The organism is Brevundimonas sp. GW821-FHT09G01 (assembly GCF_059416065.1).
In genome coordinates this window covers 172,754-193,448 of record NZ_JBWKOL010000005.1, presented here as the reverse complement: position 1 = coordinate 193,448, position 20,695 = coordinate 172,754, and the positions used below count along the sequence as shown (strand labels likewise).

22 protein-coding genes and 1 riboswitch are annotated in these 20,695 nt (G+C 69.0%); of the genes, 10 read left to right on the top strand and 12 right to left on the bottom strand.

Annotated features, from left to right (window positions below; genetic code table 11):
- Nucleotides 1–27 precede the first annotated feature (27 nt).
- Both AC07NB_RS11740 and AC07NB_RS11735 read right to left on the bottom strand, forming a co-directional pair.
- Nucleotides 28–1,149 (bottom strand): acyl-CoA dehydrogenase family protein, encoded by a 1,122-nt coding sequence (locus AC07NB_RS11740; protein ID WP_494571115.1) that lies wholly within the window; start codon nucleotides 1,147–1,149, stop codon nucleotides 28–30.
- 5 nt (nucleotides 1,150–1,154) lie between these two features.
- Nucleotides 1,155–2,339, bottom strand: a complete 1,185-nt coding sequence (locus AC07NB_RS11735; RefSeq protein WP_494571114.1) for an acyl-CoA dehydrogenase family protein — start codon at nucleotides 2,337–2,339, stop codon at nucleotides 1,155–1,157.
- A gap of 142 nt (nucleotides 2,340–2,481) precedes the next feature.
- On the opposite strand from AC07NB_RS11735, the gene AC07NB_RS11730 reads away from it, so the two are divergent.
- On the top strand, nucleotides 2,482–3,012 hold the full coding sequence (locus AC07NB_RS11730) for a GNAT family acetyltransferase (protein WP_494571113.1): 531 nt from the start codon (nucleotides 2,482–2,484) through the stop codon (nucleotides 3,010–3,012).
- Nucleotides 3,013–3,022: 10 nt separating this feature from the next.
- On the opposite strand, the gene AC07NB_RS11725 is transcribed toward AC07NB_RS11730, so the two are convergent.
- Both AC07NB_RS11725 and AC07NB_RS11720 read right to left on the bottom strand, forming a co-directional pair.
- Nucleotides 3,023–3,676, bottom strand: coding sequence for a hypothetical protein (locus AC07NB_RS11725; protein WP_494571112.1), 654 nt, complete (start codon nucleotides 3,674–3,676; stop codon nucleotides 3,023–3,025).
- A gap of 30 nt (nucleotides 3,677–3,706) precedes the next feature.
- Entirely contained in the window at nucleotides 3,707–3,964 is a 258-nt protein-coding gene (locus tag AC07NB_RS11720) for an Lrp/AsnC ligand binding domain-containing protein (protein ID WP_291838610.1), read from the bottom strand.
- A 48-nt stretch (nucleotides 3,965–4,012) separates the two neighbouring features.
- Between AC07NB_RS11720 and AC07NB_RS11715 the strand changes: the two genes are divergently transcribed.
- Together AC07NB_RS11715 and AC07NB_RS11710 are read left to right on the top strand one after the other, a co-directional pair.
- Nucleotides 4,013–4,831: an alpha/beta hydrolase gene (locus AC07NB_RS11715; protein WP_494571111.1), complete on the top strand. Its 819-nt coding sequence runs from the start codon at nucleotides 4,013–4,015 to the stop codon at nucleotides 4,829–4,831.
- Nucleotides 4,832–4,970: 139 nt separating this feature from the next.
- Nucleotides 4,971–5,642, top strand: a complete 672-nt coding sequence (locus AC07NB_RS11710; protein WP_494571110.1) for a bifunctional 4-hydroxy-2-oxoglutarate aldolase/2-dehydro-3-deoxy-phosphogluconate aldolase — start codon at nucleotides 4,971–4,973, stop codon at nucleotides 5,640–5,642.
- 90 nt (nucleotides 5,643–5,732) lie between these two features.
- Here AC07NB_RS11710 and AC07NB_RS11705 read toward each other — a convergent pair whose 3' ends face one another.
- The 7 genes from AC07NB_RS11705 to cuyA all read right to left on the bottom strand — a co-directional run bounded on the left by AC07NB_RS11705 (nucleotide 5,733) and on the right by cuyA (nucleotide 13,438).
- Nucleotides 5,733–8,573: a M16 family metallopeptidase gene (locus AC07NB_RS11705; protein ID WP_494572579.1), complete on the bottom strand. Its 2,841-nt coding sequence runs from the start codon at nucleotides 8,571–8,573 to the stop codon at nucleotides 5,733–5,735.
- Between the two features lie 162 nt (nucleotides 8,574–8,735).
- Complete coding sequence (locus tag AC07NB_RS11700) at nucleotides 8,736–9,575, bottom strand: ribokinase (protein ID WP_492312238.1); 840 nt, start codon at nucleotides 9,573–9,575, stop codon at nucleotides 8,736–8,738.
- Nucleotides 9,572–10,522 carry a nucleoside hydrolase gene (locus AC07NB_RS11695; RefSeq protein WP_494571108.1) on the bottom strand — a complete coding sequence of 317 codons (951 nt, stop codon included), beginning with the start codon at nucleotides 10,520–10,522 and terminating at the stop codon, nucleotides 9,572–9,574. Before AC07NB_RS11695 ends, AC07NB_RS11700 begins: the two co-directional genes overlap by 4 nt.
- Before the next feature lie 48 nt (nucleotides 10,523–10,570).
- Complete coding sequence (locus AC07NB_RS11690) at nucleotides 10,571–11,110, bottom strand: hypothetical protein (RefSeq protein WP_291836696.1); 540 nt, start codon at nucleotides 11,108–11,110, stop codon at nucleotides 10,571–10,573.
- Nucleotides 11,111–11,190: 80 nt separating this feature from the next.
- Complete coding sequence (locus AC07NB_RS11685) at nucleotides 11,191–11,787, bottom strand: hypothetical protein (protein ID WP_494571107.1); 597 nt, start codon at nucleotides 11,785–11,787, stop codon at nucleotides 11,191–11,193.
- Nucleotides 11,784–12,443 carry a cysteate racemase gene (cuyB, locus tag AC07NB_RS11680; RefSeq protein ID WP_494571106.1) on the bottom strand — a complete coding sequence of 220 codons (660 nt, stop codon included), beginning with the start codon at nucleotides 12,441–12,443 and terminating at the stop codon, nucleotides 11,784–11,786. Before cuyB ends, AC07NB_RS11685 begins: the two co-directional genes overlap by 4 nt.
- On the bottom strand, nucleotides 12,440–13,438 hold the full coding sequence (cuyA, locus tag AC07NB_RS11675; RefSeq protein ID WP_494571105.1) for a D-cysteate sulfo-lyase: 999 nt from the start codon (nucleotides 13,436–13,438) through the stop codon (nucleotides 12,440–12,442). Before cuyA ends, cuyB begins: the two co-directional genes overlap by 4 nt.
- A 251-nt stretch (nucleotides 13,439–13,689) precedes the next feature.
- Between cuyA and AC07NB_RS11670 the strand changes: the two genes are divergently transcribed.
- From AC07NB_RS11670 to AC07NB_RS11660, 3 genes are all read left to right on the top strand, one after another.
- Nucleotides 13,690–14,301: a TetR/AcrR family transcriptional regulator gene (locus tag AC07NB_RS11670; RefSeq protein WP_494571104.1), complete on the top strand. Its 612-nt coding sequence runs from the start codon at nucleotides 13,690–13,692 to the stop codon at nucleotides 14,299–14,301.
- A gap of 143 nt (nucleotides 14,302–14,444) precedes the next feature.
- Nucleotides 14,445–14,993: a phage tail protein gene (locus tag AC07NB_RS11665; RefSeq protein ID WP_494571103.1), complete on the top strand. Its 549-nt coding sequence runs from the start codon at nucleotides 14,445–14,447 to the stop codon at nucleotides 14,991–14,993.
- Between the two features lie 30 nt (nucleotides 14,994–15,023).
- Nucleotides 15,024–15,569, top strand: a complete 546-nt coding sequence (locus AC07NB_RS11660) for a phage tail protein (protein ID WP_494571102.1) — start codon at nucleotides 15,024–15,026, stop codon at nucleotides 15,567–15,569.
- Here the strand turns inward: AC07NB_RS11660 and AC07NB_RS11655 are convergent, their stop codons facing one another.
- Nucleotides 15,570–16,013 carry a GNAT family N-acetyltransferase gene (locus AC07NB_RS11655; protein ID WP_494571101.1) on the bottom strand — a complete coding sequence of 148 codons (444 nt, stop codon included), beginning with the start codon at nucleotides 16,011–16,013 and terminating at the stop codon, nucleotides 15,570–15,572.
- 157 nt (nucleotides 16,014–16,170) lie between these two features.
- Here AC07NB_RS11655 and AC07NB_RS11650 point away from each other — a divergent pair, with 157 nt between their 5' ends.
- The 4 genes from AC07NB_RS11650 to AC07NB_RS11635 all read left to right on the top strand — a co-directional run bounded on the left by AC07NB_RS11650 (nucleotide 16,171) and on the right by AC07NB_RS11635 (nucleotide 20,626).
- Nucleotides 16,171–16,710 carry a phage tail protein gene (locus tag AC07NB_RS11650; protein WP_494571100.1) on the top strand — a complete coding sequence of 180 codons (540 nt, stop codon included), beginning with the start codon at nucleotides 16,171–16,173 and terminating at the stop codon, nucleotides 16,708–16,710.
- A 40-nt stretch (nucleotides 16,711–16,750) separates the two neighbouring features.
- Nucleotides 16,751–16,860: riboswitch (TPP riboswitch) on the top strand.
- 198 nt (nucleotides 16,861–17,058) lie between these two features.
- The gene (thiC, locus tag AC07NB_RS11645) at nucleotides 17,059–18,888 is read left to right on the top strand and encodes a phosphomethylpyrimidine synthase ThiC (protein WP_494571160.1); all 1,830 of its coding nucleotides are present in this window, start codon (nucleotides 17,059–17,061) and stop codon (nucleotides 18,886–18,888) included.
- A 73-nt stretch (nucleotides 18,889–18,961) separates the two neighbouring features.
- Entirely contained in the window at nucleotides 18,962–19,384 is a 423-nt protein-coding gene (locus AC07NB_RS11640) for a DUF6547 family protein (RefSeq protein WP_494571099.1), read from the top strand.
- Nucleotides 19,385–19,891: 507 nt separating this feature from the next.
- Nucleotides 19,892–20,626: a hypothetical protein gene (locus AC07NB_RS11635; protein WP_494571098.1), complete on the top strand. Its 735-nt coding sequence runs from the start codon at nucleotides 19,892–19,894 to the stop codon at nucleotides 20,624–20,626.
- Nucleotides 20,627–20,695 lie beyond the last annotated feature (69 nt).

Below are 20,695 nucleotides of genomic sequence, written 5' to 3'. Positions count from 1 at the left end.
GCCCGCCATTGTGACGCTTTCGGGGCTTCAGAACCCCTGGCTCTGCGCCATCCGCTCCTGGTGGAACCCCGCGTCGCCCAGCAGTTCGTTCAGCACCCGCACCCGCTTCATGAACAGGCCGACGTCGAACTCGTCGGTCATGCCCACGCCGCCATGCATCTGCACCGCTTCCTGCACCGCCAGTTCGGCCACCCGGCCCGCCTTGGCCTTGGCCACCGACACGGCCAGCGCCGCGTTCGGCTTGCCGGCGTCCAGCGCCTGCAGGGCGCCGATCGTCGCCGCCCGGGCGATCTCGATCTCGCTGTACAGGTGGGCCGCCCGGTGCTGCAGCGCCTGGAACTCGCCGATCAGCTTGCCGAACTGCTGGCGGGTCCGCAGGTACTCCAGCGTGACCTGGAAGGCCTGGTCGCCCGCGCCGTTCAGCGACGCCGCCGCGCAGGCCCGGCCCAGGTTCAGCGCGCCTTCCAGCAGGTCCTCGCCGCCGTCCACCGAGCCGATCACCGCGTCCGCATCGACCTCGACATCGGTCAGGGTCACCCGCGCCGCATTGTGCGCATCGACCATCACCGTGCGCTCGATCTCCACGCCCTGGGTCTTCGGATCGACCAGGAACAGGGTCAGGCCGGCCTCGGTCAGGGCCGCCACGATCAGGGCGTCGGCCACGTGGCCGTCCAGCACGAAGCCCTTGGCGCCGTTCAGCTTGAAGCCGTTGCCCGCGCGTTCGGCCACCGTCGCGATCCTGGACGGCGCATGCTTGGCGCCCTCGTCGACGGCCAGCGACAGGATCGCCTCGCCCGCTGCGATCCGGGGCAGCCAGGCCGCCTGCTGCTCGGCCGAGCCGCCGTCGGTCAGCACCTTGGCCGACAGCACGCCCGAGCCCATGAAGGGCGACGGCGTCAGGGTCCGCCCCAACGCCTCGGCCACCACCCCGGCCTCGACCGCGCCCAGGCCCGAGCCGCCGTGCTCCTCGGGGATGATGACCCCGGCGAAGCCCATCTCGCCAAACGCCTTCCACAGGTCGCGCGACACCCCGTCGGCGTCGCGGCTGTCGCGCAATTTCCGCAGGTGGGCGATGGGCGCATTCTCGTTCAGGAAGCCGTCGGCGGCCTCCTTCAGCATGGTCTGCTCTTCCGTCAGGATCAGCGGCATGGGCGTCAGGCTCCCGGCAGTTGCAGAAGGTGTTTGGCGATGATGTTCAGCTGCACCTCGCTGGTGCCGCCTTCGATCGAGTTGGCCTTGGTGCGCAGCCAGTCGCGGGCCGCGGTGCCGTTGCGCGACCGCTCGCCTTCCCACTCCAGCGCCTCGGCGCCGCCCGCCGCCATCAACAGTTCGTGGCGGCGCTTGTTCAGCTCCGAGCCGTAGTATTTCAGCATCGAGGCGATGGCCGGATGGGCCTGGCGGGCCTTCATCTGATCGCCCGCCCGCTCCATCGCCAGACGGAAGGCCGCGGCGTCGATCTCCAGTTCGGCCACCCGCGCGCGCAGCATCAGGTCGTCCAGCCGGCCCTCGTCGTCGCTGCCGATGGAGTCCGTCGCCACCTGGCCCAGCGGCCGTCCGCCGCCCGCCTCGCCGATGGCGCCGATCATGGTCCGCTCATGGGCCAGCAGCGCCTTGGCCACGTCCCAGCCGCGGTTCAGCGTCCCGACCAGGTTCTCCTTCTCCACGCGCACGTCGTCGAAGAAGGTCTCGCAGAACGGGCTCTTGCCGCTGATCAGGGTGATCGGCTTGGTCGTCACGCCGGGCGTGGCCATGTCGAACAGCACGAACGAGATGCCCAGGTGTTTCGGCGCCGCCGGATCGGTCCGCACCAGGCAGAAGATCCAGTCGGCCTTGTCGGCGTACGACGTCCAGATCTTCTGGCCGTTGACGATCCAGTGGTCGCCCTTGTCCTCTGCTTTCGTCTGCACATTGGCCAGGTCCGACCCGGCGCCCGGCTCGGAATAGCCCTGGCACCAGCGGATCTCGCCGCGCACGATCTCGGGCAGGAAGCGCTTCTTCTGTTCCTCGGTCCCGAACTGCAGCAGCGCCGGGCCCAGCATCCAGATGCCGAAGCTGGACAGCGCCATCTGCGCGCCGATGCGGCGCAGCTCGGAGCCCAGCACCTTGGCCTCCTCGCGGCTCAGCCCCCCGCCGCCGTATTCCTTGGGCCACTCCGGCGCGGTCCAGCCGCGCGCGCCCATCCGCTCCATCCAGAGCTTGTGGGCCGGCGTCTTGAAGGTCGGATTGCGCCCGCCCCAGACCCGGTCCTCGTCATTGTCCAGCGGCCCGCGCACCTCCGGCGGGCAGTTCTCTTCCAGCCAGGCGCGGGTCTCCGCGCGGAAGGTCTCGAGATCGGTCATTTGAATCCCCGTCATCCCCCCGCAGGCGGGGGCCGCGTTTCCTCTTTCGACGACGCTAGCAGCACTCCGTTGCGTTTGACCACGGGTGACGTCGCGGCAACGCTCGAACCCGTGATCGCGTTACGCCGAAGAAGGAGCCTGCATGACCTACATCACCCGCGCCGTCTTCGCGGCGGCCAGCCTGCTGCTGATGCTGCTCGCCATCGGCCTCGTCGTCCTCGGTCTCAGGGAAGCGGCGGGGGCCTTCACCTCATCCGGCGACAGCTCGGCGGACGCCATCCTCGACACCCTGGGCTACGTCATCGTCGCCATCGCCGTCTTCGACGTGGCCAAATACCTGTTCGAGGACGAGGTCCGTCGCGGGTCAGAACGGCGCAGCGCCTCCGAGGCGCGCCGCAGCCTGACCAAATTCCTCTCCACCATCATCATCGCCCTCTTCCTCGAAGGCCTGGTCATGGTCTTCAAGACCGCGCGGGAGGACATCACCCAGATGCTCTATCCGACCGCCCTGATCGTCGCGGCCGTTCTCGTTCTGGTGGGGCTCGGCGTGTTCCAGCGCCTCTCGGCCACGGTGGAGGAAAAGGTCGGCGACGACGATGACGCCGAAGAGGCCCGCGACGAGGGTCGTCCCGCCCGCCCTGCCCGCGCCAGGCCTGAACGGGCGAAAACCTGACGACCTGGCCTCAGTACACGCTGTCGTAGGCCCAGCCCGTCAGCCCGATCAGGTGCAGCCCGAACACGCGCACCGGCCCGCTCTCAGGCGACTGCCGTTCCACGAAGCGATAGCCGTCCGGCCCGTTGGACTCGACAACCCATTGAGCGCCGTCCAGCCCTGTGTCGCACGTGGCGGCCGTCTGTTTCAGGACCCCGGTCGGCTCCACCACCCGCTTCAGGGCCGCGACCTCGCCGGTGGACAGGCGGCGCTCGATCCGCCTCGCGATCGTCCCCGGCTCATAGCCGCCGTGCCCGGACAGTTCGGTCGCCGCCATCGTCACCGCGCCGTCAGCCCCCGTGTCCAGACGGATCACCACCGGCGCATCGAAGGTCCTCAGCCAGGTGAAGCGCAGGCTCCGCCCGTTGCTCCGGAACAGCGGCGCCTCCCCCGCGGCGGCCAGATGTCCGCCGTACCAGGCGGCCTTGTGCTCGTCCATCAGCTCCCGCCGGGCGCCCGGTCCGAAAGGTCCGCATCGCAGGATCGTCTCCTGTAGAGCCTGCGGAAACCAGGCCGCGCCCTCCCGGTCCCGCGCGCTGATCGGAAAGACCGGGTCGGGTCCCCCGAACGGTGGCGCGCAGCCGATCATGGCGACGGCGATCACACTCAGGAGGATACGGTTCACGCGCGACGTCCTCCGAATGTCTGCAGAACCCTAGCCCTTGGTCGGCAGGAACGGCGAGAAGGTGATCACGGTGAAGCTGTCACGGATGTTCGGCCGTGTCTGCACCGACCGGGTCACGAAGGTGCCGATGTCCAGATCCTTCGGCAGCTGGAACTTGGCCAGCAGGTCGTACTGGCCCGAGGTCGAATAGACCTCCGAGACGTATTCGACGTTGTCCACGATGTCGGCGGCCACGTCGTTGGCGTGGCCCAGCTCGCATTTGATGAAGACGAAGATGGCGGTCATCATGGCGGCTGTCTCTCCTGGCGGTTCGGGGGTGGTCTAGCGGATGGCGACGTGGCTGATAAGGCGGTTGGCGAGATCGACTACGAGGCCGAGTACAATAACCGCGCCCGCGTGCCGGACCATCCGGCCGTCCTGAACCGCTGGAAGGCCGCCGCCGAGGCCGCCGTTGCGGCCCATGCGCCCGAGACCCTCGCCTACGGCCCCGGCGACCGCCAAGTCATGGACCTGTTCTCCGCCGGCCCCGACGCTCCCGTCGCCGTCTTCCTGCACGGCGGCTACTGGCAGGCGCTGGACAAGGACTGGTTCAGCGGGATCGCCCCCGCCTTCCTTCAGCACGGCGTCAGCCTCGCCATCCCGTCCTACGATCTCGCCCCCGCCGTGCGGCTAGGCGCCATCCTGAAGCAGGTACGCGCCGCCGTGGACCTGATCCGCGCCCGCAACGGCGGCAAGCGCCCCGTGGTCTTCGGCCATTCCGCCGGGGGCCACATGGCCGCCTGCATGCTCAGCGAGGCCCGCGCCTCCGCCGCCGTCGCCATCAGCGGCGTCTTCGACCTGCGCCCCCTGATCCACACCTCGCTGAACATGGCGCTGGACCTGGACGCCAACGAGGCCGCCGCCCTGTCGCCGATCTTCTGGCCGATCCCCGACGGCTCGACGCCGGGCGGCACGATCCTGGACTGCGTCGTCGGCGCCGACGAAAGCCCCGAGTTCCTGCGCCAGTCGCGGATGATGGCCGACCACTGGGGAAACAACGGCGTCCAGACCCGCTACGAGGCCCTGCCCGGCCTGAACCACTTCACCGTCCTGGACCCGCTGTTCGATCCGGAGAGCGCGCTGGTCGAGCGGATCGTGGCGCTAGCGAAACAATAAGTTCCGCTCATCCCGGCGAAAGCCGGGACCCAGTGCTTTCGCCTGGCGGTCCGGGTGGGATAAGCATGACGAATCATGGGCTCTACCGGTCGCCCAAAGGACTGGATCCCGGCTTTCGCCGGGATGAGCGGAGATTGAAATGCGCCACGACCGCCTCGCCGTCCTCACCGCCCTCGAAGCACAGGGCGTGGCCCCCGTCTTCTACAACGCCGATCCCGAGGTCTGCCTGAACGTCATCCGCGCCTGTTCGCGCGGCGGGGCCAAGGCCATCGAGTTCACCAACCGGGGCGACTTCGCCGTCGACCTGTTCGGCGACATCGCGCGCGAGCTGCAGAAGACCGATCCGGACATCATCCTCGGCATCGGCTCCGTCGTCGATGCGGGCACGGCCAGCCTCTATCTGAACCGGGGCGCGCGCTTCATCGTCAGCCCCTGCCTCGTCCCGGACGTGGCCAGGGTCTGCAACCGGCGCATGACGGCCTACTTCCCCGGCTGCGGCTCCGTCACCGAGATCGGTCAGGCGCACGAGCTGGGCTGCGAGATCGTCAAGCTGTTCCCGGGCGCCAGCGTCGGCGGCGTGGACTTCGTCAAAGCGGTGCTCGGCCCCATGCCCTGGACCAAGATCATGCCCACCGGCGGCGTCGACCCCGACGAGGCCAGCATCGCCAAATGGTTCGGCAGCGGCATCGTCGCCGCGGGCATGGGCTCCAAGCTGATCACTGACGCCGCCCTGACGTCCGGCGACTGGGCCGGCATCGAGGCGCAGGTGAAGAAGACGGTCGACGCGATCGCCGCCTTCCGGAGCAAGTAGGGGCTAGGGGCTAGGGGCTAGGGGCTAGGGTTGATCAACCCCCACCGTCCTCCTAACCCCTAGGGCCTAGGGCCTAACCCCTACCCCTGCTCACAGCCCCAGCGTCGCGCTGTCCAGGTCCAGCTCCGCCGCCGGGATCACCACCACGTCCGGGTGCGCCGCGCGCAGGGCGTCGATGAACATCGAGGCCTGGCCCACCACCACCACATAAGCCTGGTCCGAGCCGATACCCTGCGCCGCCGCGCGCACCGTCTCCGGCGTCGTCGCGTTGATCTTGCCGGCGTAGGTCCCGATCTCAGTCAGCGGCAGGCCGTAGGTGACGGCCTCGGCCAGCACCCCGCCCAGGCCGCCGGTCGTCTCCACGTTGCGCGAGAAGCCGCCGGTCAGGAAGGCCTCTCGGTCGGTCACCGCCTGTTCGGTCACGGCTTCGGTCTTCAGCCGGTCGAACTCGGCCAGCACCAGGCCCACCACCTCGGCGGCGCTCTCGTTCTTGGTCTGGGTGGTGGCGCTCAGCATGCCGCCGTCCAGCCGCGCGCCCAGCGAGGAGTAGGCGCCGTAGCTCAGGCCGCGCTTGGCCCGCACTTCCTGGAACAGGTGGCCGTTCTGGCCGCCGCCCATGATGCTGTTGACCACCGACAGGGGATAGAAGCTGTCCTCGGCCCGGCGCGGTCCGCGCACCGCCGCCGCCACCGCTGCCTGACCGGCGCCCGGCAGGTCGATCACGACGACGCGCGGTCCCGGAACGGCGCCCGCGCGAGGGCCCGTCGCCGGCACGGCGCCTGACGGCCGCGTCCAGCCGCCCAGGGTCCGCTCGGCGAAGGCGAAGGCTTCCTCCGGCTCCATGCCGCCGGTGATGATCAGGGCGGCGTTGTCCGGCCGCCACCAGCGGTCGTGGAAGGCGACGATCTCCTCGCGGGTCACGGCCCCGATCGAGGTCGGCGTGCCCGAGGTCGGCGCGCCGTAGGGCGAGGCGCCGAAGGCCAGGCGGTTCAGCACCAGATTGGCCAGCGGCCCCGGCTGGCGCAGGTTCACCCTGAGGGCGTTGACCGCCCGCGTGCGGTTGCGCGCCACCTCTTCGGGCGCATAGTCCGGGCGCTGGATCACGTCCGCCAGCACGGCCCCGACCTGATCGGCCGCGGCCACGGGCGCCGACATGAAGACCGCCGACGCATCCTGTCCCGCGCCGCCGCCGATGTTGGCGCCCAGCGCCTCCAGGGTGCGCGCGATCTCGGGGGCCGAGCGTCCGCCCGCGCCCTCGGTGGCCAGGCCGGCGGTCATCGAGGCCAGACCCGGACGGTCCGCCGGATCCGCCGCCGCGCCGCCGCCGATGACCAGCTGGGCGTTGACGATCGGCAGGTCGGTGGACTTGGCCACGATCACCCGCAGGCCGTTGGACAGGGTCCGCTCCACCACATGCGGCGTCGCCATCGGACGCGGCGCGCCCGCGGCCGGCGGCGCCATCCGCTGCCCCTCGGGCAGCAGTTCGTTCGGCGGCAGGACGGCCGGCGGCACGCTCAGGAAGGTCGGGACCGGAACCGGGTTGCGATAGCTGTCCTCGCTGACGCCCGCCGGACGCTGGCTCTCGTCCTGATAGCGGATCGAGACCCGCGCCTGTTCGTCCAGGTATTTGCGGGCCACGCGCTGCACGTCGGCGGCGGTCACCGCCTGCACGGCGGCCAGGTTGGCGTCCGGCGCCGTGGGATCGCCCTCGTCGACCAGGGCCCGGCCCAGGATGAAGGCCCGGCCCGAGGCCGTCTCGCGCTGGCGCAGGGCCGACGCCACGATCTCCATCTTGGCCTCGGCCAGTTCGGCGGCGGTCACCGGCTCGTCGCGGACGCGGGCCAGCTGGGCGTTCAGCGCCGCCTCCACGTCGGGGATCGCCTTGCCCTGGGCCACGGTCGCCTGGACGGTGATCGTGCCCGCCTCCTCCATCTGGTCGGCGCCGAAGCTGGCGTTGGTGGCCAGCTGGCTGCCGTAGACCAGCGCCTGGTGCAGGCGCGAGCTGTCGCCGCGCGACATGATGCCGGACAGCACGTCCAGCGCCGCCGCGTCCGGATCCGACGCCTTCACGCCGGGGAAGATGGCGGCGATCGCCGGCAGGGGCACGTTCGGCGCATAGGCCTCGACCAGACGCGGCTGGGTGCGCGGCGGCGACACCGGACGTTCGAACACCGGCACCGGGCGGGCGGGGTTCTGGATCTCGGCGAAATACTGGTCGACCCAGCGGTCCAGCTGCGCCTGGTCGAAATTGCCCGACACGATCAGGGTCGCCGTGGCCGGGCGGTAATAGGCCTCGTGGAAGGCGCGCGCGTCGTCGATGGTGGCGCTGTCCAGCTGCTCGATCGAGCCGATCACGCTGCGGCGATAGATGGACCGGTCGAACTCGTTGTCGCCGATGACGAAGCGGTCCAGCCGGCCGTACGGCGGCGCATAGACCCGCTGGCGCAGCTCTTCCTTCACGATGGAGCGCTCGGCGTCGAACACGGCCTGGTCGACCACCGGCCGCGCCATCCGCTCGGCGTGGGTCCACAGCATCGTCTCCAGATACTGCGGCGGCACAGTCTCGTAGTAGTTGGTCATGTCCTGGCCGGTGGAGGCGTTGCGGCTGCCCCCCGCGTTCTCGACCAGCGTCGAGATCTGGCCGTAGGGCAGGTTGACCGTCTTGCGGCTCAGGATGTGTTCGAACAGGTGGGCGAAGCCCGAGCGGCCCTCAGGATCGTCCTTGCCGCCCACGTCGTACCAGACCTGCACGGTCACCGTTCCGGCGGTCGCGTCGGGCATGGAATAGACATTCAGCCCGTTGGCCAGCTGGCGATGCGTGTACTGCAGCGGCGGCACGGTGATGGTCGCCGCGTCCTGCGCGAGGGCCGGGAAGGCCGGGGCGGTCAGGGCGAGCAGCGAGGCGCCCAGCAGGGCGGCGGTGCGGGTCATCATGGGGTCCCCCAAGGACAGTGATCTGAACCTCGCGACCCTAACAGCGGCGAAGCCCGGGTCGGATTTCAAGTTCGTAATGAAAGGTCGGCCGCCGGATCCTGACCGGCGATCCTTTCACGCGGGGGCGGGCGGAAGTCCGTCGCTCCATCCCCGGGAGGGCTAGAGCCGGTCCTCGACCTCGTCCCGCGTCGGCATCGAGGGCTGGGCGCCGGGCCGGGTCGCGGCGACGGCCCCCGCCGCGCAGGCGAAGCGCAGCGCCGCCTCGGGCTCCATTCCCTCCAGCAGGGCGACGCAGATCGCGCCGACGAAACAGTCGCCCGCGCCGGTGGCGTCGACGGCCCGCACCCGGGGCGGGGCGGCCCGCGCGATCTCGGCCCCGCGCTGGTACATGACCGCGCCGGCGGCCCCCAGGGTCACCACCACACGTCCGCCGCCGTGATGCAGCAAGTCGCCGTAGAAGGCCGCCTCGGTCTCGTTGACCACGATCAGGTCGGCCCGGCGCAGCAGCTGGTCCGACACCGGCTGGGCGGGCGCCAGGTTCACGCAGACGAAGTCCGTCGCCCGCCCCACCGCCGCCTCGACCGTCTCGATCGGCAATTCGAGTTGAAGGATCAGCGGGGTCTCGATCCGCTGCGGCAGCTGTTCGGGGAAGGCGCTGTGGTTGGCGCCCGCCGCCACCACGATCTGGTTCTCGCCATCCGGCGCGACGGCGATCAGGGCCACGCCCGTCGGCGCCTCGGCGTCGGCGACCACCCCGCCGGCGTCCACGTCGTCGGCCAGCAGCAGCGCCAGCGCCTCCTCGGCCATGGCGTCGCGCCCGACCCGGCCGATCAGGAACACCTCCGCCCCCAGCCGCTGCGCCGCCAGCGCCTGGTTGGCGCCCTTGCCGCCCGGATGCCGCGCCAGCTCGGCGCCCGTCACGGTCTCGCCCGCGCGCGGCAGCTTCGGCGCCGAGGCGACGAAGTCCAGATTGATCGACCCGACGACGGTGATCCTCATGCACACTTCTCCGCAATCAGGCTGAACACCCCGTCCGCGTCCGCGCTGACCGCCCAGCGGTGGCGCAGCGGTTCGCCCGCCACGCCCTCGCGGAACTCGACCGCCGTATGGCCGCGGGTCAGGTCGCTGTCCGTCTCCACCCGGATCCGGCACGGCTGCAGTACGAACAGCTCCGGCTTCAGCAGCCAGGCCACCGGGCAGGGATCGTGCACGGGCGGGGCGTCCCACCCCACGATCCGGCGCTCCACCGCCTGCGAGAAGCGCATCATCGCCGCCGCCGTGCCGCCCATCGGCGTCTTCAGCGCCTCGAGGGCCGCGATCCGCTCGTCCGTCGCCCGCACCTGATGGGTCGCGTCCAGTCCGAACATCACGACATCGCACTCGGTCGCCAGCACCTCGGCCGCCGCCTCCGGATCGGCCCAGATGTTGAACTCGGCCGAGGCGGTGATGTTGCCGCCCTCGGACCGCGCCCCGCCCATCACCGCCACCGGCCCCAGCCGCCCGGCCAGCGCCGGATCCTTGCGCAGCGCCAGCGCCAGATTGGTCAGCGGCCCCAGCACCGCCAGCGCCACCGACTTCGCCGGGCGGGCGTTGACCAGGGCGAGGATGGCGTCCGCCGCATGGCCCTCGGCCACGGGCGCGTCCGGCTCGAACGGCTCCAGGTCGCCGGTCCCTTCCGGCCCGTGGAATTCCGCCGCCGTGCCCAGGGTCCGGCGCAGCGGCTCCCCCGCGCCCATGAACACCGGCACGTCCTCGCGCTCGGGCTTCTGAAGTCCGGCGATCTGGCGCAGCATCCGCGCGTTCCGCGCCGTCTTCTCGACCGGCACGTTCCCGCCCACCGTGGTCACGGCCAGCAGTTCGAATTCCTCGGCCCCGAAGGCCAGCATCAGCGCCACGGCGTCATCCACGCCGGGGTCGCAGTCGATAATCAGCGATTGTCTGTTCACCCGGGCATCACTGCCGCGCGCCGCGCTTCGGAGCAAGGCTGGCGAGGCTCAGACGGTCGGCTTGCCCGTGATCTGCGCCAGACGCAGAAACCGCAGCCAACTGTCCCAACTGCCGGCCTGACGCGCGCTGGCCCGCAGGGGATCGTCGCTCTCAGACGGGATTTCAAGCTGGTCCAGATAGGCCTTCTGCACTTGGACAAGCACTTGTCGGTCCGCCTCTCCCAGCCTGGCGTCTATGGCCGGCCACCAACGGTGAGCGATGATCTTGCGTGAGGCGACGCCCCGCGCGGAACAGTTCCGCAACGCCAGCCTCGACTGGCCCGGCCGGGGCTTTTGCAGGATGCAAGGCAGCACGCCCTCGCATTCAACCCATTGCTCTACGAAGCTTTCCGGGCCGTCATCGAGATTGGTCCGGGCGGCGCACTGTTCAAGCGCGGCGACTTCAACAGCGAAATCACCGCATTTGGACATATCGTCGCCGCCGAACACGCAGGTCTCGAGCCGACTGACATCGGCTTCCTCGAAATTCGGCGCCTCTTGCGTCTGGGGGGTCAGCGCCAACGACGCGACGAAGACAAACAGCAACATGACGAGGCCTCAACCGTAACCGTGAAGCACGCTGCCTCGCCGGATTTGCCCTGTCCAGACCGCGTTCGCGGCGCGGAGCCTCAGCCTGGCGCAGCGACGCCGCGCGTCTCCCACGCCGCCGCCGTCGTCCGGATCAGCTCCAGCACCGCCAGATGCCCCGCCAGGTCCGACAGCCGGGGCGCGTCCTCTTCCGGATTGATCCGCAACACCCGCCCTTGGGTCAGGTCGACCAGCGGCGCGTCTTCGCCCAGCAGGATCGCGCCCCGGGCGCCCGTGGCGGGAGCGGCGCGGAACGGATGCGCCGTCAGCAGGCCGACCTCGGCCTTCAGCCCGCCCTTGCGGTCCAGCACCAGCACGCGCCGGTCGGTCAGCGCATAGTGCTCGCCGATCCGGCCGGCCAACCACTTTCCGGTCCGCCAGCTGTCCTGCAGCGCCCCGATCGCCACGAACAGGCCGATGACGATCAGCAGCGGGCTGTCGGCGAAGGCCCGCATCGACCAGGCCGCCGACAGCAGGACCAACCACCACACAAGGCTGAAGGCGATCGCCGCGCCCTGCCGCCGCGACAGGAACAGCTGTCCCCGGGGCGCGCCGGTCCAGACCACGGTCTCGCCGGGCGTCAGCAGGGCCTGCACCGCCGCCCGCTTGCGGGCCGCGCGCGTCCCGGTCTCGCTCACAGACAGGCCTTCACGCAGGCCGCGGCCAGCACTTCCGCCGAGTCCACCAGCGGGACCGTCACGTCATCCGTCCCCAGCAGCAGCGGCACCTCGGTGCAGCCGGCGATGACCACCTCGGCCCCCGCCGTGACCAGCGCCGCCGCCAGCCGCTTCATCTCCGCGCGTGGCCCCTCGCCGATATCGCCGCGCTTCACAGCATAGACGCAGCCCATGAAGGCCTCGCGGTCGGCGCCGCCCAACCGCACGATCTTCACCCCCGTCGCCTGCAGCGCCCGGGTGTACAGCGCCTCCCCGCCCGGGGTGGCCAGCACGCCGATCTTCCTGGCCCCGCCCGCGGTCGCCGCCGCCGTCGTCTCGGCGATCATGTCGATGAAGGGCAGGCCCGCCTTGCGGATGCCCGCCGCCTGGGCGTGGGCGGTGTTGCACGGCATGGCCAGCACCCGCGCCCCGGCGTCGCGCAGCCGCAGCGCCATCCCCGCCAGAACCGCCTCGGCGGCGTCCGGTGCCCGGTTGCGGTCCGGCACCTGCGGATTGATGTCGGCGATGATGCGGATGTGGTCCTGATCGCCCTCGGCGGGCGTCAGCGCCTGCACCCGCGCGAGGAAGGCCACCGTCGCGGCGGGCCCCATACCGCCCAGGACGCCCAGGGTCTTCACAGCGACGCCCCGATCTCGCTCTCGTAGCCGAACAGGCCCTGCGCCCCTCCGGTGTGCAGGAAGACCACCGTCTCGCCCTCGAACCGGCCCGCCTTGGCCAGGGCGATCAGGCCCTTCATCGCCTTACCGCTGTAGACCGGGTCCAGCACGATCCCGTCGGTCCGCGCCGCCAGCTTCAGCGCCTCGATCACCGCGCCGTCCACCAGGCCGTAGCCCTCGCCGACATAGTCGCAGTCGGCCACGACCATCTCCGCCGTCACCGCGTCCGGCCGCCCCAGCAGGGCCGCCGTCTCGCGCGCCAGCTTCAGCACATTCTCTTCCTGCTTGGCCTTGGGCGCCCGCACCCCGATGCCCAGCACCGGGATGTCCGCCCCCATCACCGCCAGCCCGGCCACCAGGCCCGCGTGGGTCCCGGCGCTGCCGGTCGCGGTGATGATCCGGTCGATCCTCAGGTCCAGCTCGTCGGCGCCGACCACGATCTCGCGCGCGCAGTCGACATAGCCCAGCGCCCCCACCGGATTGGAGCCGCCGCCCGGAATGACATAGGGCCGCCCGCCGCGCGCCCTCACCTCGGCCGCCGTCTTCTCCAGCTCGGCCGCCATGTCCGTCCCGCCCGGCACGCGGCGGATCACCGCCCCGAACAGCCGGTCCAGCAGGACGTTGCCGTTGTCGACGTAGTCGGCCGCCCTGGACCCGGTCCGCTCCTCCAGGATGACTTCGCACTTCAGCCCGTGCGCCGCCGCGGCGGCCGCGGTCTGGCGCACGTGGTTGGACTGCACCGCCCCCTGGGTCACCAGGGTGTCGGCCTCCTGCTCGAAGGCCTCGCCCAGCAGGAACTCCAGCTTGCGGGTCTTGTTGCCGCCGCCGGCCAGGCCGGTGCAGTCGTCGCGCTTGATCCACAGCTCGACGCCCAGCTCCTCCGACAGTCGGGGCAGAGGCTCCAGCGGGGTCGGCAGGTGGGCGAGGCGGACGCGGGGAAAACGGGCGAGATGCATGGGGCGGCTCCGTGGCGAGGCCCCTCTCTACCGCGCCGCGCACCCCGCGCGAAAAATGATTCGCATGTCCGGAACCGTTCTTTGCGATCCCTGTTATCGCATTGGACCTTGCGGCGATGCGCGCTCGACAGAGTCCTTTCGCGGCCCCGGTCTCTGCCACGCCCCCCGACGCAGACCGGGGCCGCACCTTCTCCCCCTTCCTTGTCATCGGCCCCTTGTCCGACTCAGGCGACCGGTCCGAGACTGCCCCCATGGGCGAATCGCCGATCAGACTGCGCGACCGAAGCGCCACCGAAGCCGCCATCGTCGAGGCGGGCGAGCGCATCCTGCTGCGCGACGGCTTTCCCGGCCTGAACGTCCAGACCCTGGCCGCCGAGGCGCGCTGCGACCGCAAGCTGGTCTATCGCTATTTCGAGGGCGTCGACGGCGTGGTCACACGCATCGCCGCCCGCGCCCACGGCGCCCTGGTCCGCAGCCTGGACGCCGCGCCGGCGACTGAATCCGAGTCCCTGCGCGCCTTCGCCCGGCTCAGCCTGTCGGCCTGGGTCGCCGCGCTCCGGGCCAGTCCCCTGACCCTGCGCCTCATGGCCTGGGCCCTGGTCGAGGCTTCGCCCCTGCTGGACCGGATCGAGGCCGACCGCTCCACCGTGCTGCAGGCCTGGATGCGCGAGCGCCGCCCGCGCCTGCGCGTCCCGCCCGAGGGCGATCCCGTCGCCCTCAACGCCGTGCTGCTGGCCGCCGTCCAGCACCTGGCCCTGTCGGCGGACGCCCGTCCCGGCGTCGGCGGCGTGGCCCTGGACGACGCCGGCTGGGTCCGCATCGAGGCCGCGCTCGACCGCCTTCTGATCGCCTTCCCCGAGTAACGCCGGTACGAATTCACGCACTGCGGGCCTTTCGGGCATTGCCGTGCGCGGAATTCGGGTGTTCGTATGCCCCACAGCAACCTGACGTTACCCGACGCCAGGCGCCGGAAGGACGCATTCAAGCGTCCCGGCAGGGAGGGTCTATGGAAGTCTACCTCGGTACGATCCAGCCGTTCGCGTTCCAGTGGGCGCCGCGAGGCTGGATGTTCTGCAGCGGCCAGCTGCTGTCCATCGCGCAGAACTCAGCGCTGTTCTCATTGATCGGCACCACCTACGGCGGCGACGGGGTCACCACCTTCGCCCTGCCCAACCTCAACGGCCGCACCGCCACCGGCCAGGGGACCAGCACCACCGGCGCCAGCTATGTCATGGGTGAAGCAGCGGGCGTCGAACGTGAAACCCTGCTGCAGTCGCAGATGCCCCAGCACACCCACGGCCTGATGGCCGCGACCGGCGCCGCCACCTCGGCCACGCCCGGCTCCAGCCTGATGCTGGCCGCCGCGAACGGGTCCGACCCGACCAGCGGCGACGCCCTCACCGTCCAGGTCTACGGCCCCGGCCCGGCCAACACGACCCTGGCGCCCCAGTCGATCGGCATCGCCGGCGGCTCTCAGGCGTTCAACATCATGCAGCCCTACCTCGTGATCAACTACTGCATCGCGGTCTCGGGCATCTTCCCGTCCCGCAATTGACCCCCCTCGTCCTGTCCAGGGAGACGATCCATGAGTGAGGTCTTTATCGGCGTGCTGCAGCCGTTCGCCTTCCCGTTCGCGCCCCGCAACTGGAAGATCTGCGACGGCTCCCTGCTGCCCATCGCCCAGTACCAGACGCTGTTCGCGCTGATCGGCACCACCTACGGCGGAAACGGCGCGACCAATTTCGCCATCCCCGACACCCGCGGCCGCATCCTCCTGGGGCAGGGCCACCTGCCGGGGGGCTCCACCTACACCATCGGCGAGTCCAGCGGGTCGGAGGCCGTGACCCTGACCGTGCAGAACCTGCCCGCGCACATGCACCTGATGATGACCTCCGTGAACGGCTCCACCGCGTCGGCGCCGGGCTCCAACGAGTGGCTGAGCACAGCGAACGGCAGCGACCCGACCTCGGGCGACGCCGTCACCGTCCATGTCTACGCCCCCGCCGGAGCCGCCGAGCCTCTGCAGGGCGTCGGGCCGGCCGGCGGCAACCAGCCCGCGCCGATCATGCAGCCCTTCCTGGTCAACAACTACTGCATCGCGGTCCAGGGCATCTTCCCCAGCCGCAACTGATCAGAAGCTCAGCGTCATGTCGTGCTGGTCGCTGCCCGGCGCGTATCCGTCCTTGACCACCCGCTCCACGACGAAGCCGAACCGTTCGTAGAAGCCGGTGGTCAGGGTCCCGGTGTTCAGCCGCGCGCCGGTCGCGCCCGGCTCGGCCCGCGCCGCCGCCAGCCGCGCCTCGGTCAGCCTGCGGCCCAGCCCCTGCCCGTGCAGTCCCTGCTCGACCATGCCCCAGCACAGCGCCACGGTCTTCCCGTCGGCCTCCATCGCATGGCCGCCGCAGGCCACAATGCGCCCGTCACGCTCGATCACCTGATAGGGCCAGCGCATCTCGTCCAGGAACCGCTCGAAGTCCGCCCGTTCCGACGGATCGAAGAAGCGCGGCGTATTGCTGTCGAACAGGGCCAGGCAGGCCTCGCGGTCGGCGGTGTCATAGGGGCGGGCGATATCCATGCCTCACCCTGCCCGGCGGGACTGAATTCGCAACCCCTGGGACGCCCGGGCATTGCCGGAACCCGGCTGGCGTGTTGGGATAAGCCTTTGGCAACTGGACGTTATATCGACGTCAGGGCCGGACGGGCGCGCCCGCATCCGGCAGGGGGAAGACACAATGGACGCCTTTATGGGCACGGTTCAATCGTTCGCGTTCACGTTCGCGCCGCGCGGCTGGCAGAAATGCCAGGGACAGACCATGAGCATCTCGCAGCAGAGCGCCCTGTTCGCGCTGCTCGGCACCATGTACGGCGGCGATGGACGGCAGACCTTCATGTTGCCGAACCTCGCCGGCCGCGCCGTGCTCGGCGACGGCCATTCCCTGGGCGGAGGCGACTATCTGATGGCCTCGATAGGCGGCATGGAAAAGACCACCCTGCAGGAGGCGCAGATGCCGCGCCACACCCACGGCCTGGTCACCACGGACGCCTCGGCCGAATCCGCCGCGCCGGGACCTGGCCTGATCCTGGGCAAGGCCGCCGACTCCAGCGGCAACGACATCAACATCTATGCGCCCAGGGAGAAGGGGACTCGCGGCCCGCTCGCGCCCGACTCCATCGGCCTGGCCGGCATGTCCCAGCCCCTTTCGCTGATGCAGCCCTATCTGACGCTGAGCTACTGCATCTGCATCGAGGGGAACTTCCCCAGCCGCAACTGACCCGACCGTTGAACCGATCCCCCCGGAGGCGTAAGGCTGCTTCCGTTCTCCGGGGGGTCGCAAGCGAGCGGCTGAGATAGAGGTTTCTCCTCTGACCCGTCGAACCTGATCCGGGTCATGCCGGCGAAGGGATGAGTACGCTTCTGGTCCACGCGACAGGACCACCGCGCCCGACGTCGGCGGACCTCCACATTCGAGGCCGCCATGAACATCTCCGTCACGCCCCCCAAGACCGGGACCGCCCTGCCCGAAGAGCCCAACCTGGCTCAAGCAGCGAGCGACCGCGTCGCGAGCGATAGCCACGAACCAAATGTCGAGCTCGCGCTCAAGGACGCCCGCGAGGCGGTGATGAAGGAGACGGGGTCCATCCCCACCGGCGAGCGCGAAGGATCGCGCAAGGTCTATGTCGCCGGCGAACTCTACCCGGACATCCGCGTCCCCTTCCGCGAGGTCGCCGTCCACCCGTCGGCCAATGAGCCGCCGGTCACGATCTACGACTCCTCCGGCCCCTACACCGACCCGACCGTCACCATCGACATCAAGAAGGGCCTGCCCCTGGTGAAGTCCAGCTGGCAGCTGGACCGCGGCGACATCGCCCGTGTCGAACACCCGCGCGAGGTCAAGCCCGAGGACAACGGTCACGCCAGCGGCAAGCACCTGGCCCCCCGCTTCGACGTCTCCAACCACCAGGTCTTCAAGGGCGTCGAGGGCCGTCCGGTCACCCAGTACGAATACGCCCAGGCCGGGATCATCACGCCCGAGATGGAATACGTCGCCATCCGCGAGAACCTGCGCCGCGAGCAGAACGCCCCCTGCATCCGCGACGGCGAGAGCTTCGGCGCCAGCATCCCCGACTTCGTCACCCCCGAGTTCGTGCGTCAGGAGATCGCCCGCGGCCGGGCCATCATCCCGCACAACATCAACCACCCCGAGGTCGAGCCGATGATCATCGGCCGCAACTTCCTGGTGAAGATCAACGCCAACATCGGCAACAGCGCCGTCCTGTCCTCCGTCGACGACGAGGTCGACAAACTGGTCTGGGCCACCCGCTGGGGGGCCGACAACGTCATGGACCTGTCGACCGGCCGCAACATCCACAACATCCGCGACTGGATCATCCGCAACAGCTCGGTCCCCATCGGCACCGTCCCCATCTATCAGGCGCTGGAGAAGGTGAACGGCGTCGCCGAGGACCTGACCTGGGAGGTGTTCCGCGACACCCTGATCGAACAGGCGGAACAGGGCGTCGACTACTTCACCATCCACGCGGGCGTGCGCCTGCCCTTCGTGCCGATGACGGCCAGGCGCGTCACCGGCATCGTCTCGCGTGGCGGCTCCATCATGGCCAAGTGGTGCCTCGCCCACCACAAGGAGTCGTTCCTGTACGAACACTTCGAGGACATCTGCGACATCATGCGGGCGTACGACGTCAGCTTCAGCCTGGGCGACGGCCTGCGCCCCGGCTCCATCGCCGACGCCAATGACGAGGCCCAGTTCGCCGAACTGCGCACCCTCGGCGAGCTGACCAAGATCGCCTGGGCCAAGGGCTGCCAGGTCATGATCGAGGGCCCCGGCCACGTGCCGATGCACAAGATCAAGGCCAACATGGATGAGCAGCTGAAACACTGCCACGAGGCGCCCTTCTATACGCTCGGGCCGCTGACCACCGACATCGCCCCGGGCTACGACCACATCACCAGCGCCATCGGCGCGGCCATGATCGGCTGGTTCGGCACGGCCATGCTCTGCTACGTCACGCCCAAGGAGCACCTCGGCCTGCCCGACCGTCAGGACGTCAAGGACGGCGTCATCACCTACAAGATCGCCGCCCACGCCGCCGACCTGGCCAAGGGCCACCCGGCCGCCCGCCTGCACGACGACGCCCTCTCACGGGCCCGGTTCGAGTTCCGCTGGGAAGACCAGTTCAACCTCGGCCTCGACCCCGAGACGGCCCGCAAATACCACGACGCCACCCTGCCCAAGGAGGCCCACAAGACCGCCCACTTCTGCAGCATGTGCGGCCCCAAATTCTGCTCGATGAAGATCAGCCAGGACATCCGCCGGGATGCGCAGGCGCAGAACGACGCGGGGGGCTCGCTGGCGGAAGCGGAGGCCGGTATGGCGGAGATGAGCGCCAAGTTCCGCGCCGGCGGCGGCGCCATCGAGGTGAAGGTCTAAGCTCGTCGCCTCTCCTCCCCCTTCTGGGGGAGGGGGACCATGCGAAGCATGGTGGAGGGGGAACGGGCGCAGCATGGCGGAGGGGGCTGACGCCGCCGCCATCCCGGTGCACGATCCCCCCATGACCGACCGCACCTCCTATCGCGCCTTCATCGACGGCCTGGTCGAGGTCTCGCGCCTCAACGTGGAGGCCGATCAGATCCGCGCCAACGGCCATGCCGAGCGCACCAACACCCGCGACCTGCCCCTGTCCGCCGAGGAACAGGCCCGCAAGGCCCTGCTCCTGTCGCTGGACAGGAACGGCCGCGAGATCATCGCCCGCATGCTGGAGTCGGAACGCCAGGCCGCCATTCACGACGTCCTCGCCCACCTCGACTGGGCCGTCGCCGCGGACCAGCTGGACCTCGGCGCCGCCGGGGTCTCCTTCGCCGACGCGGCGGAGGACTCCTTCCACTACGACTTCATCGCGCGGGCGGCGGGGGATCGCTGGCCGTAGGGAACGGCCGGTTCGAGGTCCGCGCCCGGGGAACGGAGGTCTCGAGGTGAAGGTCAGCCCTCCAGCAGTCGCACTATCTTGACCGCAGTTACGGGCTCGCTACTTATTGGCGAGACGGGGAAAACCGGTGGGCGAATTTATACTTCCAAGCAGCCTGGTGCTGATGAAATTTTGCTTGCGCTTGTTCCTTGATCAAAAGGTCGAGGATGTCGATCTCGCGCGAGCAATCATCATGTTTCCCGTCGATATCGCATTCTTGGCGTTCTCATTCTCGGCAGCCAGCATCATTGCCTCTGCTCGCTTCGGATCCGCTCCAATCGACGTCAAAACCGTTTTCGCCTTCTTGTTCGGCTGCGTACTAATATCGGCCGTTGTCATAGTATGTTGCAAACGGTCTGATAGAGCATTCATTAAAGACAACAACCTCACTACGTTGGCGTTCGCTGCGCCTGCATATCTCTTCTCAATCGGTATTGTTATTGCGTCCGTTAATGCTTGGGTGACGCTATGATTAGCAGCAACATTATAGGCATCGCTGCACTTGCCGTATCTGCAACCGCCGCAACGATTGGAGGGCTCGCTGCATTACTGCAGCTACGATTGGCCAAGCGATCTCAGGCGCAATACGATTCGGACCGTAGGCATGCCGAACTCTCGCTTATGCGCGCGTCCTTCGAACGGAAAATTTCAGACCTCACCGCCGATATGCTGGCGACCGAACAACGATGGAAAGATGCAAACCATCTCCTGATCGAATCTCAAGCAACTTATCAAGATTTTGGAAACCGAGCGGTCAACCCGAAGCAGTTTCTATCGTCTTTCGGGATTGATCCTTCGCGTACCAAGCGAGACGATTGGAAAATATTTGTTCTAACTCCATTCTCTGACGAGGAAGGAGAAACTTTTTCTGCTATTAAGCAGGCATGCGCAAAAGCTGGATTCAGCGCAGTTAGAGGCGATGAACAGAATGCGGCCGGAGAAATTCTCCACCACATAATAAGAAATATTGTCAAGGCCAGAATCGTTATCGCAAACATCGGAAGTCGAAACCCGAATGTTTTCTACGAACTCGGCATAGCTCAAGCTCTCGGCAAGCCGACCATTCTCGTTGCCAGAACAACATCAGATACGCCGTTCGATATTTCTGGCCAGAGGATTATTCTCTTCTCCTCGCCAGAGGAGCTTGAACACAAGTTGATTCCATCGATTAGCTCCGTGCTGGCCTACGAAGAGAAGGCATAGCCGCCTCACTCGCACGCTTTCGCCCCCACCCCCGTCCAAATCTGACGTACCGCCGTTCCATACTCCCGC

Excerpts from the sequence above, each read along its gene's own strand:
- AC07NB_RS11700 (WP_492312238.1), bottom strand. The coding sequence starts at position 9,575 with ATGAGGATCACCGTCGTCGGGTCGATCAATCTGGACTTCGTCGCCTCG.
- AC07NB_RS11730 (WP_494571113.1), top strand. The coding sequence starts at position 2,482 with ATGACCTACATCACCCGCGCCGTCTTCGCGGCGGCCAGCCTGCTGCTG.
- AC07NB_RS11640 (WP_494571099.1), top strand. The coding sequence starts at position 18,962 with ATGGCGGAGGGGGCTGACGCCGCCGCCATCCCGGTGCACGATCCCCCC.
- thiC (WP_494571160.1), top strand. The coding sequence starts at position 17,059 with ATGAAGGAGACGGGGTCCATCCCCACCGGCGAGCGCGAAGGATCGCGC.
- AC07NB_RS11720 (WP_291838610.1), bottom strand. The coding sequence starts at position 3,964 with ATGATGACCGCCATCTTCGTCTTCATCAAATGCGAGCTGGGCCACGCC.
- AC07NB_RS11705 (WP_494572579.1), bottom strand. The coding sequence starts at position 8,573 with ATGACCCGCACCGCCGCCCTGCTGGGCGCCTCGCTGCTCGCCCTGACC.
- AC07NB_RS11690 (WP_291836696.1), bottom strand. The coding sequence starts at position 11,110 with ATGTTGCTGTTTGTCTTCGTCGCGTCGTTGGCGCTGACCCCCCAGACG.
- AC07NB_RS11660 (WP_494571102.1), top strand. The coding sequence starts at position 15,024 with ATGAGTGAGGTCTTTATCGGCGTGCTGCAGCCGTTCGCCTTCCCGTTC.
- AC07NB_RS11670 (WP_494571104.1), top strand. The coding sequence starts at position 13,690 with ATGGGCGAATCGCCGATCAGACTGCGCGACCGAAGCGCCACCGAAGCC.
- AC07NB_RS11635 (WP_494571098.1), top strand. The coding sequence starts at position 19,892 with ATGATTAGCAGCAACATTATAGGCATCGCTGCACTTGCCGTATCTGCA.
- cuyA (WP_494571105.1), bottom strand. The coding sequence starts at position 13,438 with ATGCATCTCGCCCGTTTTCCCCGCGTCCGCCTCGCCCACCTGCCGACC.
- AC07NB_RS11710 (WP_494571110.1), top strand. The coding sequence starts at position 4,971 with ATGCGCCACGACCGCCTCGCCGTCCTCACCGCCCTCGAAGCACAGGGC.
- AC07NB_RS11740 (WP_494571115.1), bottom strand. The coding sequence starts at position 1,149 with ATGCCGCTGATCCTGACGGAAGAGCAGACCATGCTGAAGGAGGCCGCC.
- AC07NB_RS11665 (WP_494571103.1), top strand. The coding sequence starts at position 14,445 with ATGGAAGTCTACCTCGGTACGATCCAGCCGTTCGCGTTCCAGTGGGCG.
- AC07NB_RS11650 (WP_494571100.1), top strand. The coding sequence starts at position 16,171 with ATGGACGCCTTTATGGGCACGGTTCAATCGTTCGCGTTCACGTTCGCG.
- AC07NB_RS11655 (WP_494571101.1), bottom strand. The coding sequence starts at position 16,013 with ATGGATATCGCCCGCCCCTATGACACCGCCGACCGCGAGGCCTGCCTG.
- AC07NB_RS11735 (WP_494571114.1), bottom strand. The coding sequence starts at position 2,339 with ATGACCGATCTCGAGACCTTCCGCGCGGAGACCCGCGCCTGGCTGGAA.